This window comes from Vibrio sp. JPW-9-11-11, from assembly GCF_013369335.1.
Lineage (GTDB): Bacteria > Pseudomonadota > Gammaproteobacteria > Enterobacterales > Vibrionaceae > Vibrio.
The window spans coordinates 711,466-728,496 of the sequence record NZ_SZQJ01000036.1; the positions used below are offsets into that span (position 1 = coordinate 711,466).

The following is a 17,031-nucleotide window of genomic DNA, read 5'->3' on the forward strand; positions in this document are numbered from 1 at the left end:
TTTTTTATCGGCGTTACGCTTTGGGTTGCTGTAAATGCTCGACCAGTAGTTTGGTGAAACGCGCCGCTTCGCCACCAGTACAAGCGCGGTGGTCAAAGGTTATCGACAGAGGCATAACGTTGACAGCGGTCGCTTGCCCCTGCTGAATCTGTACGCGCTCTATGATTCGTCCAGCCCCCACAATCGCGACCTGTGGAGGTGAGACGACAGGTGTGGCGAAAATCCCAGCGATGGCGCCAAAGTTCGACAACGTTATCGTGGCGTTTTGCAGGCTTTCACGACCAATACGCCGACTGCGAATGCCCGCTACCGTGTCGTTTAACCACGCGCGTATTTGCTGGCCTTGATACTGTTCGGCGTCTTTTAGCACCGGGACATACAAACCATGACGACTATCAACCGCGATACCAATATTGACCTTGCTGTGCACGCAGCGAGTCATGGTTTCTGCGTCGAACCAAGCATTCATCGCTGGCTCTTGTTGGCAAGCGTGGACCACTGCTTTGATCAATCGAGCCGAGATATCTTCACCTTCTAGCCATGCGCCTAAGTTGGCTTCCTCCGTGATCGTGACCGCTGCGACCTGCTGGTGAGATTCCGACATCGTCGACACCATGGTGCGGCGTGCGCCTTTTAACACCTCTGTCCCCGGGTTTTGCTTGCGGGCTTGAGCATAGATATCTTCCTCGATGACCATGCCGTTTGCTCCGCTGCCGTGGACGCGGTCAATGTCGACACCCAGCTTTTTGGCTAATAATCGAGCTGACGGAAGGGCGGTGACGCTTTGTTCGCAAGACGAGTTGTGAGTACTGCCAACCCAAAAATCATCGACATTGACTTGATGGGTGCTCTGCGAGACGTTGCCGACGACAGTAGCGGCATCGGCCTTGTGACTTGTTTCTTTTTGCGTTGTCCCGACAAGCTCTGGTTGCTCTTCAATCTCAAGTAGCAATGCGCCAATATTGATCACATCACCAGCGTCGCCATGGCGACTGATGACCACCCCAGCATAGGGCGCCGGAACTTCCACGACGGCTTTGGCTGTTTCGACGGTGAGTACGACTTGGTCAACTACGACGTGATCGCCCACTTCAATGTGCCACTCGACGATTTCGGACTCGGCTAAACCTTCGCCGAGATCGGGTAAGAGAAAGGTTTTCATTTCCAGCCCTCCACAAGCTCACGGGCGGCTTGCACTATGTCTTGCTCATCTATCATGAAATAATCTTCGTTGCGATAATACGGCATGATGGTATCCATTCCTGTGATACGCTTTGGCGGCGCTTTTAATAAACACATCGCGGTTTCGGCGACGCGAGCGAGCAACTCGGCACCCACGCCGCACGTGCGACTGGCTTCGTGCACGACCAGCAGCCGTCCGGTCCGTTCGAGTGAACGTAGTATGGTGTCCATATCAATGGGTTTAATCGACGCCAAATCGATGACTTCCACTTCAATTCCCTGACTGGATAGGCTTTGCGCTGCTTGCAACGATTCCACCACGCACGCTCCCCAAGTGACTAAAGTGATGTCGCGCCCCTTGCGCAAAGTAAAGCAGCTATCTAACGGTAGTGCTTCACCACTATCGACGACTTCGGATTTAACGGTGCGATAGATACGTTTGGGCTCAAAAAACATCACAGGGTCATTGCTTCGAATCGAGGCGAGCAATAAACCATAAGCGCGTTGGGGAGAAGAAGGAATCACGACTTTAAACCCCGGAGTATGGGCAAACAGCACCTCAACGCTCTCAGAATGGTGCTCTGGTGCGTGAATCCCGCCGCCAAATGGGGCACGAAAAACCGCAGGGCAGGTTAAGCGCCCGCGAGTACGATTGCGCATTCGTGCAGCATGACAGATCAAATGTTCCATCGCTGGAAAAACGAAACCCTGAAACTGGAACTCTGCCACAGGACGTAACCCTTGGCTGGCCATACCGACAGCGACGCCGCCAATCAGGGCTTCAGCGAGGGGTGAATCGATGACTCGTCGTAGACCAAATTTTTGTTTCAACCCCACGGTGGCGCGAAACACACCGCCGTTGTCACCAACATCTTCGCCGAGAACAACAACATTCTCATCGTGCGCCATTTCATAATGCAGGGCGAGATTCACTGCTTCTACTAAGGTGAGCTCAGCCATGTTTGCCTCCCTGCATTCGCATCGCTTTTTGGATCAACTGGTCTCTTTGTGGGTTGAGCTCAACGGGTGCTTGCTCATAAAGATAATCAAAGGCCGACTCGGGAGCCTGAGGCGTAAGGTTCATGTAATGGTCAACCGCGGTTTCGACGCGTTGTTTACACTCGTTTAGCCAAGCCTGCTCGTCGGTTTCGCTCCACACGTGCTGCGCTGCTAAGTACATTTTAAGGCGTTGAATAGGCTCATACTGCCACGCTTGTTTGAGTTCTTCGTCACTGCGGTAACGGCTCGCATCGTCAGCGGTGGTGTGATCACTGAGGCGATAACTGATCGCTTCAATTAAGGTTGGTCCTTTGCCTTTTCGGGCCCGATCAAGCGCCGCGAGCACGCTATCATGCATGGCAACGACGTCATTCCCATCGACGGTGACCCCTTTGATCCCTGCTCCTTGCGCTTTTTGCGACAGAAAATCGGCGGCACACTGCAGGGTTCTGGGCACAGAGATGGCCCACTGGTTGTTGTTGACGACAAAGACCAGAGGCAGGTTCCAAGCGCCGGCGCAGTTGATGCTTTCCAAGAAATCGCCCTTTGAGGTGGCGCCGTCACCACAAGTCACCAACGCCGCATGATGGTGCCCTTCGATTTTTAGCGCGGACGCCACACCGACGGCATGGGTGCATTGAGTGGCTATCGGCACGCAGAAGGGCAAATCGCGGCAATGCTCGTCGTGACCACCGTGACTTGATGTGATATGAAAGTCGCTACCACGCTCATCCCCTCCCCAGTATTGAAGGTTTTTTTCCATTTCGATCCCCCGCACCCACATGGCCGGCATATCTCGATAGTAAGGCACAAACACATCTCGCGGGTGCATTGCGTGACCAATACCGATACCAAAGGCTTCTGCGCCTAAGTGAGAAGGGTAAGTACCGAGTTTGCCGGTGCGCTGTAAAGCGACTGCTTTGTGGTCATAGGTGCGCGCGAGCACCATGTCTTTATAGAAGGTAATAAGGGTGGGTAGGTCTGCCCAAGCAGGAAGCTGGTTGACCGATACGCCATTGTGATCGATAAACCGAAGCATGGGAAGCGTCTGAACATTCATTGCTATCTCCTCACCGCCAGCCTGAGTGGATCGCACATAAGGCCAGCCAACAGTGACTCATTCATCATGTTACGACTTATTGAGTCAGGGTAGATATTGCTCTTGATACTTATCATGAGTGAGCGAAACACAAGCTGCTACCAAGTAGACAAAGCACATACCATTGCGCTGCCAAGCAGTGAAATCACAGAACACTGTGTCGTTGTTCACCCGTTACCTAAAGTGTAATCAAATTGTTAAATTATGCTTAATTTGCTGCAAAGCCATAAAGTAAACCGAGGTATACAGGAAGGATCTAGGACGATGAAAATATCGAAAAGTGACGAAATGAGCGTTATCACTTAGAGGAAAGCACTTCACATTTAAGCGGTGATAAAACTAATCACCGTAATCGTAGTGGTTCGTTGAGTACAAATTGTTACGCTTTAAACAAAAACAGCAGGCCTGAGCCTGCTGTTTATCATCATTCAACTTGAGCGTTACTCAGGTTGCTCTGCCAGTTTTGGCTCTTTTTGTTGCTGTACTTTGTACACTTTACCCGCATTGAAGCGCTCTAGATAATCGGCTAGGTCGCGTTTAACTTCTGGGACAAGGATGTAAAGACCAACAATGTTCACTAGAGCCATTGCAAAGATCATTGCATCAGAGAAGTCGATAACTGGACCAAGGTTCATTGCCGCACCGATGACGACGAAGATACAGAATTTCACTTTGAAGATGATTTCTGCCGTCTTGCTCTCACCGAATAGGTAAGTCCAAGCTTTCAGACCGTAGTAAGACCAAGAAATCATAGTAGAGAATGCGAACAGTACGACGGCGATAGCAAGTACGTATGGGAACCAGCTGATCGCACTACCGAATGCCGCTGAAGTGAGTTCAACCCCAGCCAGACCAGTATCTGTGTCTAGGTAACCGGTAATGATGATAACCAGAGCCGTCATCGTACAGATAACAACCGTATCGATGAACGGTTCGAGTAGTGACACGAAACCTTCAGACATTGGCTCTTTAGTTTTCACTGCAGAGTGAGCAATCGCTGCTGAACCCACACCCGCTTCGTTCGAGAACGCCGCACGTTTGAAGCCTTGGATTAGCACACCGATTACACCGCCCGCAATACCTTCACCAGTAAATGCACCATTGAAAATCGCGTTGAATGCATCGTCGATACGGTCAAAGTTCATCAGGATAATGATAAGTGCTGCACCTACGTAGATAGTTGCCATGAAAGGAACGATCTTTTCAGTCACTTTAGCGATAGACTTGATACCACCGATGATAACGATACCAACGATCACCGCTAGGATTAGGCCGAACAACCAACCTTTATCTGCGAAGAATGAAGCATCGCCACCCGTCACCCCCACAACCTGCTTGAACGCCTGGTTAGCTTGGAACATGTTACCGCCGCCCAGTGAGCCACCGATGGCGAAAACAGAGAACAGAACAGCGAGCGTACGACCGAATGCAGCGTTACCGCGTTTAGCCAGGCCTTTGCTCAGGTAGTACATTGGACCACCAGAAACGGAACCGTCTGGGTTAGTGTTACGGTATTTAACACCAAGCGCACATTCTACGAACTTGCTCGACATACCTAATAGACCCGCTAGGATCATCCAGAATGTTGCGCCCGCGCCACCGATGGATACAGCCACGGCGACACCTGCGATGTTACCAAGACCAACCGTGCCGGAAAGGGCCGTCGTCAGTGCTTGAAAGTGAGAAACCTCACCCTCTTCTTTTGCTTTTGGATCAGAGAACTTACCCGATACCAATTGAACCGCGTGTTTGAAACCACGCACGTTGATGAAGCCTAAGTAGAAAGTAAAGAAAGAGGCGGCAACCACTAACCAAAGAACAATCCACGGCACCTGTACGTCTGTAAAAGGGAACGGAATAGTCGAGAAGATCATTCCTACAAAAGGGTTAACGATAGGTGCAACGACTTCGTTGATTTTGTCATCCAGATTGGATGCCGCAGCGCTACCTGCAAATAAGCTCGCCAAAAGGGCAAGCGATATACGCTTTGTCATGCTTTTCCTGCCTGTGAATAGGTGTTTATATGAATAATATTTATATAATGCTGTGTTTTGTTACATTCCTGTAACGTTTGCTATTATTCATTTTATTAATGCATGCGCAATATCTTTGACCGAAAATTTGATCTAGCAAACAATTCTAATTTTTACTAACTCACACGCTACATTTTGAACTTATTAACTGGTTTTATGTGAATTAATGGAATATTAACAATAATAAACTTGATTAAATTGGTCGGATATACCGCCATGATGCGCTATAGATAAAACTATCTGATTAGATATTGAGCAGTGTGACATGGGGGATTTTCGACGTTTTTTAGCAATTAATGAAATACTAATCATTAATTATGAATGAATATCTTGTTGTTTTGAGATAATCGACTACAGCTGACGGCAAGTACTGTATGAAGGGTAGAGAGCCGAGTTATCGCCTATCGTTGAGGTGAGCAAATAAGCCCTGTAAACGTTGCCTTTGTCTGAAAGGGTAGGTTGCCCACGAACGACTACCATTCATTCGTTGAATTAAACGAGAAACAATTAATCATAACAACCGCTTAACTAAGTAAAGTTCGTGTCAAACCTACTGGCTGGCGAGTTGCTTTTAGCCGTTTAAGGAGTAGGATGCGCGCCATCTAAATCTAAGCGGAGATTGATATGAGAGCAAATGCATTAAAACTGGCGGTAGTGGCTGGTTTGGGGTTAACCACATTAACGGGTTGTATGGGGCAGATGGCGACCACGGGCTTAGTGTCGAAGTTCAATTTAGAAGTGGTCGACAACCGTAACGCTCGCGCTGGTATGTTTATCCTACTTTCTCCTGTGTACGGTATCGCGGGTGCGGCGGACTTATTCATCTTTAATACGGTTGAGTTTTGGACCGGGACAAACCCCATTTCAGGTAAGTCACCTGCGGTGGTGGACACGCCAACCAAAAACTACATCAAAGTGAATGACCAATTAGACGATTCGCTTAAGTCTGTTCCCCTGTCAAATAACCGCAACATTGAGCACGCGACCTTGCAACAGATTGACGAGACTACCATGCAAATGGACATCTCCTATCTAGATGGTACTCAGCAATCACTTCGCGGAGAGAAAACGGAAGATTCAGTTGCGTTCTATCTAGACAATCACTATGTCACTACTGTGACCACCGAGGAACTGACCGATTACCTGGTTTCGACCCGTGTGTAAGCACGCATAATATTGAGAATCCTCGCCGTGCGGGGATTTTTTTTGCTTACTGACTCTAAGACTAAAGTTTAGCTAATTGACATTCATTTATTTAACAATGCTTTGCGAGGGGCTATAGTAACGGCAGAAACCAATACAGGAGTTAAAGGATGAAACTCACGATATCAGGGAAGTTACAGCTGAGTTTTTTGTCGCTTGCAGTACTTTTTATCGCATCCGCATTTTTTATCTATCGCAGTGTAACCAGCGTTGAAAGCTATACCCAGTCGCTACTCAATCAAGATTTGCCTACGGTCGACGCCTCACGCACCATCCAGCAATCCGTTCATGCGAGCGTCTCTTCTCTTCGTGCTTACATGTTATTAGGCGGGAATGAGCAAAGTGGCGACGTTCATCGCACCCACTTGCAACAAACGATTGAACGCGTTGAGGCGGCCCTTCCTACTTTAGAAGCTTTAATTGACGCCCAGCAGTATCAGCAAGTATTGGCCGATTGGGCTGTTGTCACCTCTTCAATCAGCGAGATTGCCGAGCTAAGTCATAGTGATGAAAACCTGCCGGCCCATTCGCTATTTATAAACGAAGCGGCACCCATAGCTGAAGTGGCGTTAGACCAACTGCAAGGTTTGATCAACGACGAAGCTGGAAATAAAGACGGGGGCGAACGTAAACGGTTATTTCGCCTGTACGCCGATAGCTATACTTCGCTAGCCAACGCCCTCTCGTCGATGCGTGACTTTCTTCTATATGGCAAGCAAGACCATCTCGACAAGTACCAAGATTTTTTGCAATCGCACGATAAGTCGGTAGCGGAAATTGAATCAAAAATTGAGTTGATGTCAGATAGCGATCAAGGCTTATGGTCCTTGTTTAAAGAAATGCAGCAACTCTATTTCCCACTTGCAGAACAAGTGGTTGAGTTGCGGTTTTCACGTGATTGGAACATTGCCAATCAGAAAATGGCCAACCAGTTAGTGCCAGCGGTAGAGTCGCTCAACGCGGGGCTTGACGCTGTGATCAATCAACAGCAACAGCGCGCTGATCAAAGTGGTCAGGGGATTTTTAGTTCCGTCACTTATGTTTTGTCCCTGCTGGTTGTTTCAATTGCTTTAGTCGTCGCCGTTTCGTTTACCGCGGCCCATGTTATGGGCAAAAACATTGGTTCGCGAGTCGCCATTATTTCCAAACGAGCCGAGTCCATCGCGAACGGCGATATTTCTCAACCAGCATTAGAGCTTAAGGGAAGCGATGAGCTAGCCAGCTTAACTCGTTCCATCAACCAAATGAACGATGCACTGGCCAATATCGTCAAAGGGGTGAGTGAGAAAGCACACAATGTGGGGGCCAGCATGGCGTCACTGCAACAGGCCAGTGATCAGGCTGTGTCTCAAGTTGAGGGGCAGAAGTCGACGATGGCGTTAGTGGGTCAGCAGGTCACTGAGGTCAGTCACTCCGCGAGCGACAATGCACTGCAAGCCGAGCAATCAGTCGCCACTTTAGCTGAGTCAAAAGCACAGATAGAGCATGGCTCTCAAGCCTTAGATTTGAATAAAACTACCGTGGATGCGCTTCATGCCACGATAGAAAAAGCCAGTGAACAAGTTGCCGAGCTGAGTAAAGAGAGTGAAGCGATCGGCAGAGTGACAGAGGTGATTGAAAATCTCGCCGAGCAGACCAACCTTCTCGCTCTTAACGCTGCAATAGAAGCCGCGCGCGCCGGTGAGTATGGTCGAGGTTTCGCTGTAGTGGCGGATGAAGTGCGCTTATTGGCGACCCGAACCACCGAGTCTACGACTGAAATCAACAACATCGTTAACGCTATTCAGTCGTCTACTCATGCGGTTGTGAGTGAAATCGACAAAAGTAAAGGGTTGGCGAAAGAAGGAGCGGATCATACTCAGCAAGCGCATGGCACATTAAGTGCGACAACGAATCAAATCGAACGTCTCAACCAACAAATGCAAGATCTGCTTAGCTCAGCAAAACAGCAATCGACTGCAACGGATGAAATTCAAGTATTGATGGAACAGGTGATTGGTTCGGTTGAAGATGTCGCCAATATTTCGGCGTCGTCGGCGCAAATCTCGAACCAGGTTCAAGCGCAAGTTGATGAGCTAAACAGCGATATGAAACAATTTAAAACCAATTAACTGAACAACATAGATAGATAGTAGACCTAGGTCTCATAATTGCGTATCTACTACAATTACGAAACACAGTATCATCTATAACTATTCTATATGGTAGAGCATTGGTTCGGGAGCAAAGCGCCTGAAACAAAGGTTTGGAGTTCCTGTGTATCGGTTATTACTGATTCTATTTTGCTTGTTAACGGCGAGTGCGTTTGCCGAGAAGACGAATACGCTGACGATCGCCAATTCCAAAGCGTGGAAGCCATTTTCATTTATTAACAGTCAGGGCGAGCCTGACGGTATCTTGGTCGACTACTGGAAAGCTTACGGTCAAAAGTATCAGATCAACGTTGAGTTCCTGCTTACCGATTGGCAAGAGTCCCTTGAAGCGGTTAAAGAGGGCAAAGCCGATATTCACGCGGGTCTATTATGGTCTGAGCAGCGTGACACTTTTCTTGATTACGGTCCTGCGTTAATGAATATCGATACTCAGATGTATATTAGCCAAGACCTTATTGGCACCAGCATTGACCGCTTTTTATTGGGTCAGCATGACTATCAAGTCGGTGTTGTGGCTGGCGGTTACGAGGAGTCATTCACTCGCCTTCATTATCCCAACCTATCCTTAGTGAGTTTCGCCAACAACCAAAAAATGATTGATGCGGCTTACGAAGGCAAGCTCGACGCGTTTGTCGCCGATCTTCAAGTGGCGAATTTCTATTTATTGAGTTCGAGAGAGCAAATGCAGCGTTTTATCGGTGTGCGTCATTTGTATTCTGGTGAACTACGTCCGGCCGTCGCCGAGGGCAATCTTGCGTTACAACGGCAAATCACCCAAGGCATGACGGCCATAGGCAGTGAGGAAAAGCAGAAGATACTCAATCGCTGGATGTACGTGAACACGGTTTATCCCGATTACCTACTGCCGGTTGCCGCTGTGCTTATCGCAATCGTTGGTGTGGGGTATATTGTAATGCTCAATTTAACTGTTAAGGCCAGAACGCAGGAGCTCCAAAGGGCAAATAAAGAGTTAAAAACGCTTTCCGAGACAGACCAGTTGACCGAGCTGAGCAATCGTCGGCATTTTGTTAGTGAGTTAGAGCGTCGCCTCAGCGGTAACGGCCAAATCGCGATAATGATCTTCGATATCGATGACTTTAAGTCAATCAATGATAAGCATGGCCATCAGGTGGGTGACAGAGTGATTCGAGATGTTGCTCAAGCAGCTAAGAGCGTGTTATCCGAGCCACATCATATTGGTCGAATCGGCGGTGAAGAGTTTGCAGTAATCGTGAATGACGAAAGTTATCAAGACGTGATGGAGTTGGCGCAGATGATCTGCGCTCAAGTTCGTACCTTGGGCCTGCGAGAAGACGACACTCGTACAGTTACCGTTAGCTTAGGTTGTGCCTACTACTCAAAGGCCAAACCGTCGATTTCCCTTTCCGATGCGGACAAGCTGATGTATCAGTCTAAGCTCGCGGGTAAAGACCGTGTCACCGGGCAAAACTACTCTCATCTCCTCTAGGTTGAACATAAAATCAGCGGTAGATGGTGAAAGTGGTGATATCTTCAGCAGTCGAACTAAAATCGCCATAAAAGACTTTTCTTTTCAGTCAGATGTGGCATATTAGTTGGGTCTTCGACGCAAAGCGTACTTCGTATAATGGCTATTACCTCAGCCTTCCAAGCTGATGATGCGGGTTCGATTCCCGCAGTACGCTCCAATCTCATTCGATATTCTCCAATAAATTCAATTATTTACATCCAACATTAGAAAATACTAATAGGCACTGATGCGACAAGGTGCCACGATGTACATTTTTCGAAATCGTAATTGTACCTACTATTCTCGTTTTTATTTTCCCACTCAATGGGTTAACTTTGGATACCCAAAAGAAGTGCGTTTTTCCTTGCGCACCAAGGAACGCTCCATCGCTATAGATCGATCATTAGTTCTCCTTCAGTCTGCACGTTCAATGGTCGGTGAGACCATTCTCGTCATAATCGTTAAGCCGCAAAAACGGCATTCTTCTTAACTCTAGTATCTCTAGTATCAATGACGTTTTTCAGAGCCAAGCTGTTAGCCCTTGTTCTCTCATCTATTGTCAGACTAGCGTATTTGAAAGTCTTAATCATAGTGCCGCAAGGTTAAGAAACCTGTCGACGAATTCATTCATTAACAAGTTCAAAGAGCGGTAAGAATAGAAAAGCCTCCTGTTGGACTTCATTTACAAGCCGTCACTATTAAGTGACGGCTTTTTGTGTTTGCTGTGAAGCTCATTGCAAGAGAGAGGGTATTGAAAACTATCACATACTTAATTTTAAGCTAATCTCAATAGAGTCGGTGACAAAAGCGTCAAGTAATGATTTGACTCATGAAGACTCAGGGATGGGGCGTTCAGTGGAGGTGAATGTGAAGATAACTGACGATGATAAGTTGATTATGATTGTTGACGACCAACATGTGGTCAGACAGGCTCTTAAACTTTGTATTCAAAACTTGAAATTGCTCAGAGTACTAGAAGCGGAAAATGGCAAGGATGCGAAAGCGTTAGTCGACGAGCATGAAATAGATATCATTTTTTGCGACCTGAACATGCCAGTAGAAGATGGTTTAGAGGTGCTTAGGTACTTAGGTGATCTCAAATTTAAGGGGAGTGTCATTTTGATCAGCGGGGAAGAAGAAGATATTTTAACGTCGTCCTCTAACCTAGCACAATTATACAAACTAGATATCTTGGGAAGTCTTAAAAAGCCGATCACATTTCCGGTAGTCAAAGCGTTATTTGAGCAGTTAGAACAATCAGCCATATCAAGAATTAATAACGCCCCACCACCTGTATTAAGCCGTGCTTCTATCGAGCACTACATCGAAAACGGTAGTTTAATACCCTATTTTCAGCCTCAAATTGATTTATCGACTTCCCAAATTAGTGGATTAGAGGTTCTAGCTCGCATCCTCAATGAAGATGGAAAACTGATCCCTCCCGATAGTTTTATACCGGTGGCAGAAGCCGATTATGAGCTCATTCAATTGTTGACAAAGACTATAATTTGCGAAGCTTTCTCTGACTTTGTTCGTTATCGCAACCATTTAACCGGGGTAAACATTGCGATCAACATCTCTGCTAAGGTTTTGGAAGACTCGGCATTTCCTCGGTGGCTAAACCAGACTGCAATCGAGTATCACATACCACAAGATCAAATAACCTGCGAGCTGACAGAAACTGCGCTAACTCATGATCAAACCATTATCGACACTCAGCTTTTAAGGCTAAAAATGCTTAAGTTTAAGCTGTCGATTGACGATTTTGGAACGGGTTACTCTTCGATAGCTCAGCTTCATTCGATACCTTTCGATGAACTTAAAGTCGATAAGCGATTTGTTTCAGATTGTGTCGAAAATAATCGATCTCGGGCTATTCTGGAGCAAAGTATTCGAATGGCGAAAGCGATGGGGATGGTAGTCGTCGCTGAGGGAGTTGAGACACGCAATGTAGAGAGCCTACTGCGCTCGATGGAGTGTGACGCTACCCAAGGTTACCTATACTCACGACCAGACCAATTGTCACATATTGTGCGATATATTCAGCACTCCAATAGTACAAAACAGGGGCGCGAATGAAACTATCGATTAAGCTACCATCGTTGTTTTTTGCCTTTGGGATCTTGATGCTAGCAGCTGTTGCCATCGTCTCTACTAAGGGGCGTGATATTCTTCAAGAAACAACCTTAAAGAATATAGAACGGGAAGCGACACTGCTAATAAGGCTCATCGAACGTAACTTATTTGAACGTTATCACGACGCACAAGCGTTTCCAATGTCCCTTGGCGTGATTGACAAAGAGCGACTTGATTATGTGGCGACCAGTGCTTTAACCGCGGCTAATCTAAATAATTTTGTTCAAAACTATAAAGTCTATCGGCGGATTATCATTCTTGATAAAGAGGGGAACATACTCGCGAGCAACACAGAAAATGCCTATGGTAAAACCTTATCTACTCTCCCGATTAATGCTTCGAAAATTCGAAGTAGTGACTGGTTCAAGCAGGCTATGTCAGGAGTAACTCTGGACCCAGAAAAGCCTAAAAGCAGTTATGTTATAGGTCCAAGGCGATTCTTGATAGACGACAATCCAAGCTCGTACGATATGATTTTCGCTAGCTTGATCCTAGATAAGTACGGTGAACCTGCGGGGTTATGGGTAAATATCGTTGACTTTAGTGCCGTTGAGAGCATTGTTGCTGAAACCTATAACCTCCTTTCTAATCGTGGTTTTGTGAGCTCTGAGTTAACGGTGTTGGATGACGAAGGCAGAATAATTGTTGATTACGACCCCGTAGGACAAAACGAGGCGATTTACACTCGTGATTTCGAAGTATTGAGTCGCCTGAATCTAGCACAGAATGGCGTCGAAGGAGCGCGCCTAGCTGTAGCAGGGTTGAGTGGTTCGAACATATCGACACATTTTAGAAAACAAGTGGAGCAAGTAACGGGATTTGCTCACACAAGTGGTGCGTATGATTACAGGGGGTTAGGTTGGTCAGTCTTGATACGTGTCCAAGTTGAAGAAGCGTTTGCTCAATCACAAGATCTATTTCGAAACTCTTTTTTGTTGGCTACATTTTTATTGACAATGATCATCGTCGTAGCTTTTGCTTTGGGAAAACAAATTACTCGTCCACTCAATGACTTATCAAAAGCAATCAATCACCTAGCTTTAGGTAAAAAGGATGTGGAGTTACCTAAGATCACTGGACGTGATGAAATCGCTAATATGGTGTCAGAGTTAACGCAATTGCGTGATATTGTCATCGACCGAGAAAAGTTATCCAAAGAAACCGACGAGCAAAGATTTCAGTTGGAGATACAAAGTCGGGCGATAGACGCAACGGCTACTGGCATAACCGTCGCGGATGTACGATTGCCAGATGCACCAATTATATTCACGAATCAAGCGTTTGAAGAGCTAACTGGCTATCCAAAAGCCGAAGTCATAGGGCGAAACTGTCGGTTTTTACAAAATCATGATGTTGAGCAGCCTGAAATAGAAAAACTGAGATACGCAATAAAGAACAAACTATCCTGCTCAGTGGTTATGCGTAATTATAAAAAAGATGGCACACTCTTTTACAACAATTTAAGAATAGATCCTGTTTTTAGTGATGATGGGGAACTCACCCATTACATTGGTGTTCAGACTGACATCACTGAACTCAAACGTGCTGAAGATGAAGCCAAAATAAAGCTAGAGAATGAAGTGGCGCGCCGTACCCAAGAAGCAAGAGATTCAGAAAGTCGTCTGCGTACGGTTTTTGATACGGCATTAGATGGGACGGTGGTTATTGATAATAAAGGTATTATTGTCGATGTTAACCGCTCGCTTGAGCTTATATTTGGTCGTATTAGAGAAGAGCTGATCGGCGAAAATGTCAGTATCTTAATGCCTTCGCATTATGCTGAGATACACGATGGATTTATCAACAAATATTTGCTGACCGGCGACAAAAAGCTAATTGGAACGCCACGTAAAGTAGAAGGTCAGCATAAAACTGGTCGTATTTTCCCAATCGAAGTCTCGGTCGGAGAGACATGGCTAGGCGATTCGCAAGTCTTTGTTGGGGTCGTTAAGGACATCACACTACAAGAAGAAACTAAGCTCAGGGAACAAGAGCTACAAGCAGAGCTCCGCGAGAGAGAATTGATTTACCGAGCCGCTTTTAATCAAGCAGCTGTAGGTATTTGCCGTGTGTCTCTTAGCGGACAATTTATCGAAGTAAACGATAAGATGTGTGAAATTTTTGGGTATGAAGAGCATGAACTACTGCAGCTAACGTTTCTGGATGTTACCCATGCTGATTATAGGGAAAAGAGTCAGCGAATGGTTAAGCAAGTACTTGAGACTGAACAGCGCTCTTTTACCACGGATAAATTATATATCAATAAATTAGGTGAGGAATTCTGGGCCACGATTTCCGTTTCTTTAGTAACGGATGACTCAGATGTCCCTAAATATTTTGTTTCTGTTGTAGAGGATATTTCAAACCGCAAACGTATTGAAAAAGAGTTGATAACCGCCAAGGCTGCTCGCGATGAGTTATTACGAGGTATGCGTCTTGCCTCTGATGCTGGTGGGGTTTTTAACTGGTCTCTGTCGCTAGACACGCAGATTCTTAGGTGGGACGATGGGACTTATCTATTGCACGGAGTTGCACCAGGCACACAACTAACATTGTCCGATTGGGAGCTGTTTGTTCACCCAAGAGATCGGGCAAGCGTAATGAACAATCTCCACAAAGCGATTGAAGAAGAACAAGTCTTCAACGCCGAATATCGAGTTATCAATCAATCAACCAACTCCGTTCATTGGGTGAAAAGTTCGGGGGACATAGTGTTAGATAGTGAATCTCAAAAGCGCTTTGTGTTTGGTATTAATATTGACATCTCTAACGAGCGAGCGACGCTTGCAGCGCTCGAAAAAGAAACACTCTCTGCCAAACAAGCCAATGAAGCCAAATCCCGCTTTTTAGCGACTATGAGTCATGAAATCCGTACCCCGATGAATGGAGTGGTGGGGATGGTAGATCTTTTGAAAGAGACCTCACTCGATCATGAACAAAGCCGAATGGTAAGCACTATTCGAGATTCGTCGTTCTCTTTACTCGAGATCATTAATGATATTTTGGATTTTTCGAAAATTGAGTCGGGCCAAATGGAGCTCGATTTGACCCAAGTGAACCCTCTTTACTTGATTGAAAAAACATTAGAGGCGTTATGGTTGAGTGCCAACCAGAAAGGCGTTGAACTCTATCTAGTTTACGATTGTAACTCGCCAGAACAAGTATTGATCGATCCCGTCAGAACAAGACAAATCTTACTTAACCTTCTAGGAAATGCGGTTAAGTTTAGCCAAGCCGATGGTCAACGAGGCTTAGTTAAGCTCGTTGTCCAATACGACACTGAGAGTCAGGTGTTTTCTGTGATGGTTAAGGACAACGGCGTTGGTATGACTGAAGAACAGCAGCTAAAACTCTTTAAGCCTTTCACTCAAGCTGACAGTTCGACGACGCGTAAATATGGTGGTACAGGTTTAGGTTTAAGTATTACTAAATCATTTGTTGAGTTAATGGGAGGAAAGATTGCAGTACAAAGCGAGTTGGGTATTGGGAGTGAGTTTTTGTTTACTCTGCCTGCGCAAGCCTGTACTGAGCAGAGACTGTTTGAACGTTTTGACTTTTCGACCATTACATTAGTGCTCAGCATTAGCGATGCCACCTTGGAAGAAGTCTGCCGAGTGGTGCTAGGTGATCTAAACTTTTTTGCTATCACTTCAGAGCCTTACGCGGGAAAACAACGTGATCAGAGTAAGACCGTTTTAATCACCGATGTTGGTGTTAGCGACGTCAAGTCAGTGCGAACTTTAATACTCAATGAAAACCCTTCAGGAAGCAGTGGTTATAACGCTCCTGACCGCTATTTTGTGGGTACGCGACCATTAAAAGTGAGTGAGTTGGTTCTAGGGTTGGCGATATTAACCGCTCAAGAGAGCCCTGACTTTGATTGGAATGACAACCTAATTGATGATGAAGCCAATCAAAGCTTGATAAGTGATGAGGCCAATCAGTCTATTCGAATTTTGTGTGCTGAGGACCAGCCTACCAACCAAATGGTATTAACGCAGCAGTTGACTAAGTTAGGTTACCGTTTTGATATGGCTGAGAATGGTCGCGACGCGCTATCTATGTGGACCGAAAACTCTTATGACTTAGTCCTTACAGACTGCCATATGCCAGAAATGGATGGCTTTGAGCTAACTTCTGAAATACGCCGAATAGAGTCTGAACAAAACATGGAGCGCAGTTTAATCATCGCTATCACGGCCAATGCACTGGTTGGAGAAGCAGAGCACTGTTTGGAAGCCGGAATGGATGACTACATCTCTAAACCAGTAGAACTTGCAACCTTAAGAAAGGTTCTCGCCTTTCGTTTAAGAGGCAAGGCTGTGCGGGTTAGAGAGATTGACGATACAAAACCGAGTCATGATGCTTCCGCAGGAACGTTTGAAATAGAAAATCTAATTGATAGGAAGCATTTAAGGGAAGTAATTGGAAGTGATGATGAAGAAATGAGCCGAGCAGTGCTATCGATGTTTTGGCAAAGTGTATCGCAAGACGTAGAAAAGTTGGGTCTTGCGTTAAAAGACAATGATTATACTCAGATAAAGAGCCTCGCTCATGGTGCTAAAGGTGCATCCTCCTCTAGCGGTGCTTTATCTTTAAGTGACCTTTTTCGCACAATTGAAAACAACAACCAAGACTTTGAACTGGTTGATAAAGCATTAAAGGATGTTGCTCAGATGATGAGAAAAATTCAGCGCGAGTTGGAACAAGCAAAAATAATTTAGCGTAGAAGAAGGA

The 17,031-nt window shown here is 46.0% G+C and carries 9 protein-coding genes and 1 tRNA gene; 6 read left to right on the forward strand and 4 right to left on the reverse strand.

Annotated features, from left to right (window positions below; genetic code table 11):
* Nucleotides 1-13 precede the first annotated feature (13 nt).
* The 4 genes from FCU94_RS19100 to FCU94_RS19115 form a co-directional block, all read right to left on the reverse strand.
* A complete protein-coding gene (locus FCU94_RS19100; protein ID WP_176290043.1) occupies nucleotides 14-1,162 on the reverse strand; it encodes a dihydrolipoamide acetyltransferase family protein in 1,149 nt (382 codons plus the stop codon).
* Nucleotides 1,159-2,142 (reverse strand): alpha-ketoacid dehydrogenase subunit beta, encoded by a 984-nt coding sequence (locus FCU94_RS19105; RefSeq protein WP_176290044.1) that lies wholly within the window; start codon nucleotides 2,140-2,142, stop codon nucleotides 1,159-1,161. The genes FCU94_RS19100 and FCU94_RS19105 overlap by 4 nt, the downstream gene beginning before the upstream one ends.
* The gene (pdhA, locus tag FCU94_RS19110; RefSeq protein WP_176290045.1) at nucleotides 2,135-3,241 is read right to left on the reverse strand and encodes a pyruvate dehydrogenase (acetyl-transferring) E1 component subunit alpha; all 1,107 of its coding nucleotides are present in this window, start codon (nucleotides 3,239-3,241) and stop codon (nucleotides 2,135-2,137) included. The genes FCU94_RS19105 and pdhA overlap by 8 nt, the downstream gene beginning before the upstream one ends.
* A gap of 479 nt (nucleotides 3,242-3,720) precedes the next feature.
* Nucleotides 3,721-5,274, reverse strand: coding sequence for an alanine/glycine:cation symporter family protein (locus tag FCU94_RS19115; protein ID WP_176290046.1), 1,554 nt, complete (start codon nucleotides 5,272-5,274; stop codon nucleotides 3,721-3,723).
* 663 nt (nucleotides 5,275-5,937) lie between these two features.
* Between FCU94_RS19115 and FCU94_RS19120 the strand changes: the two genes are divergently transcribed.
* The 6 genes from FCU94_RS19120 (at nucleotide 5,938) to FCU94_RS19145 (ending at nucleotide 17,018) form a co-directional block, all read left to right on the forward strand.
* The gene (locus tag FCU94_RS19120; protein WP_176290047.1) at nucleotides 5,938-6,477 is read left to right on the forward strand and encodes a DUF3332 domain-containing protein; all 540 of its coding nucleotides are present in this window, start codon (nucleotides 5,938-5,940) and stop codon (nucleotides 6,475-6,477) included.
* 149 nt (nucleotides 6,478-6,626) lie between these two features.
* On the forward strand, nucleotides 6,627-8,627 hold the full coding sequence (locus FCU94_RS19125) for a HAMP domain-containing methyl-accepting chemotaxis protein (RefSeq protein WP_176290048.1): 2,001 nt from the start codon (nucleotides 6,627-6,629) through the stop codon (nucleotides 8,625-8,627).
* A gap of 145 nt (nucleotides 8,628-8,772) precedes the next feature.
* Nucleotides 8,773-10,137 (forward strand): transporter substrate-binding domain-containing diguanylate cyclase, encoded by a 1,365-nt coding sequence (locus tag FCU94_RS19130; RefSeq protein ID WP_176290049.1) that lies wholly within the window; start codon nucleotides 8,773-8,775, stop codon nucleotides 10,135-10,137.
* A gap of 124 nt (nucleotides 10,138-10,261) precedes the next feature.
* A tRNA-Gly gene (locus tag FCU94_RS19135) sits at nucleotides 10,262-10,336 on the forward strand.
* Nucleotides 10,337-11,025: 689 nt separating this feature from the next.
* On the forward strand, nucleotides 11,026-12,237 hold the full coding sequence (locus FCU94_RS19140; protein WP_369597276.1) for an EAL domain-containing response regulator: 1,212 nt from the start codon (nucleotides 11,026-11,028) through the stop codon (nucleotides 12,235-12,237).
* Nucleotides 12,234-17,018, forward strand: a complete 4,785-nt coding sequence (locus FCU94_RS19145) for a PAS domain S-box protein (protein ID WP_176290050.1) — start codon at nucleotides 12,234-12,236, stop codon at nucleotides 17,016-17,018. The genes FCU94_RS19140 and FCU94_RS19145 overlap by 4 nt, the downstream gene beginning before the upstream one ends.
* Nucleotides 17,019-17,031: the final 13 nt, after the last annotated feature.

Bases quoted from the DNA above. Each gene is read 5' to 3' on its own strand.
- FCU94_RS19100 (WP_176290043.1), bottom strand. From the start codon at position 1,162: ATGAAAACCTTTCTCTTACCCGATCTCGGCGAAGGTTTAGCCGAGTCC.
- FCU94_RS19105 (WP_176290044.1), bottom strand. From the start codon at position 2,142: ATGGCTGAGCTCACCTTAGTAGAAGCAGTGAATCTCGCCCTGCATTAT.
- pdhA (WP_176290045.1), bottom strand. From the start codon at position 3,241: ATGAATGTTCAGACGCTTCCCATGCTTCGGTTTATCGATCACAATGGC.
- FCU94_RS19115 (WP_176290046.1), bottom strand. From the start codon at position 5,274: ATGACAAAGCGTATATCGCTTGCCCTTTTGGCGAGCTTATTTGCAGGT.
- FCU94_RS19120 (WP_176290047.1), top strand. From the start codon at position 5,938: ATGAGAGCAAATGCATTAAAACTGGCGGTAGTGGCTGGTTTGGGGTTA.
- FCU94_RS19125 (WP_176290048.1), top strand. From the start codon at position 6,627: ATGAAACTCACGATATCAGGGAAGTTACAGCTGAGTTTTTTGTCGCTT.
- FCU94_RS19145 (WP_176290050.1), top strand. From the start codon at position 12,234: ATGAAACTATCGATTAAGCTACCATCGTTGTTTTTTGCCTTTGGGATC.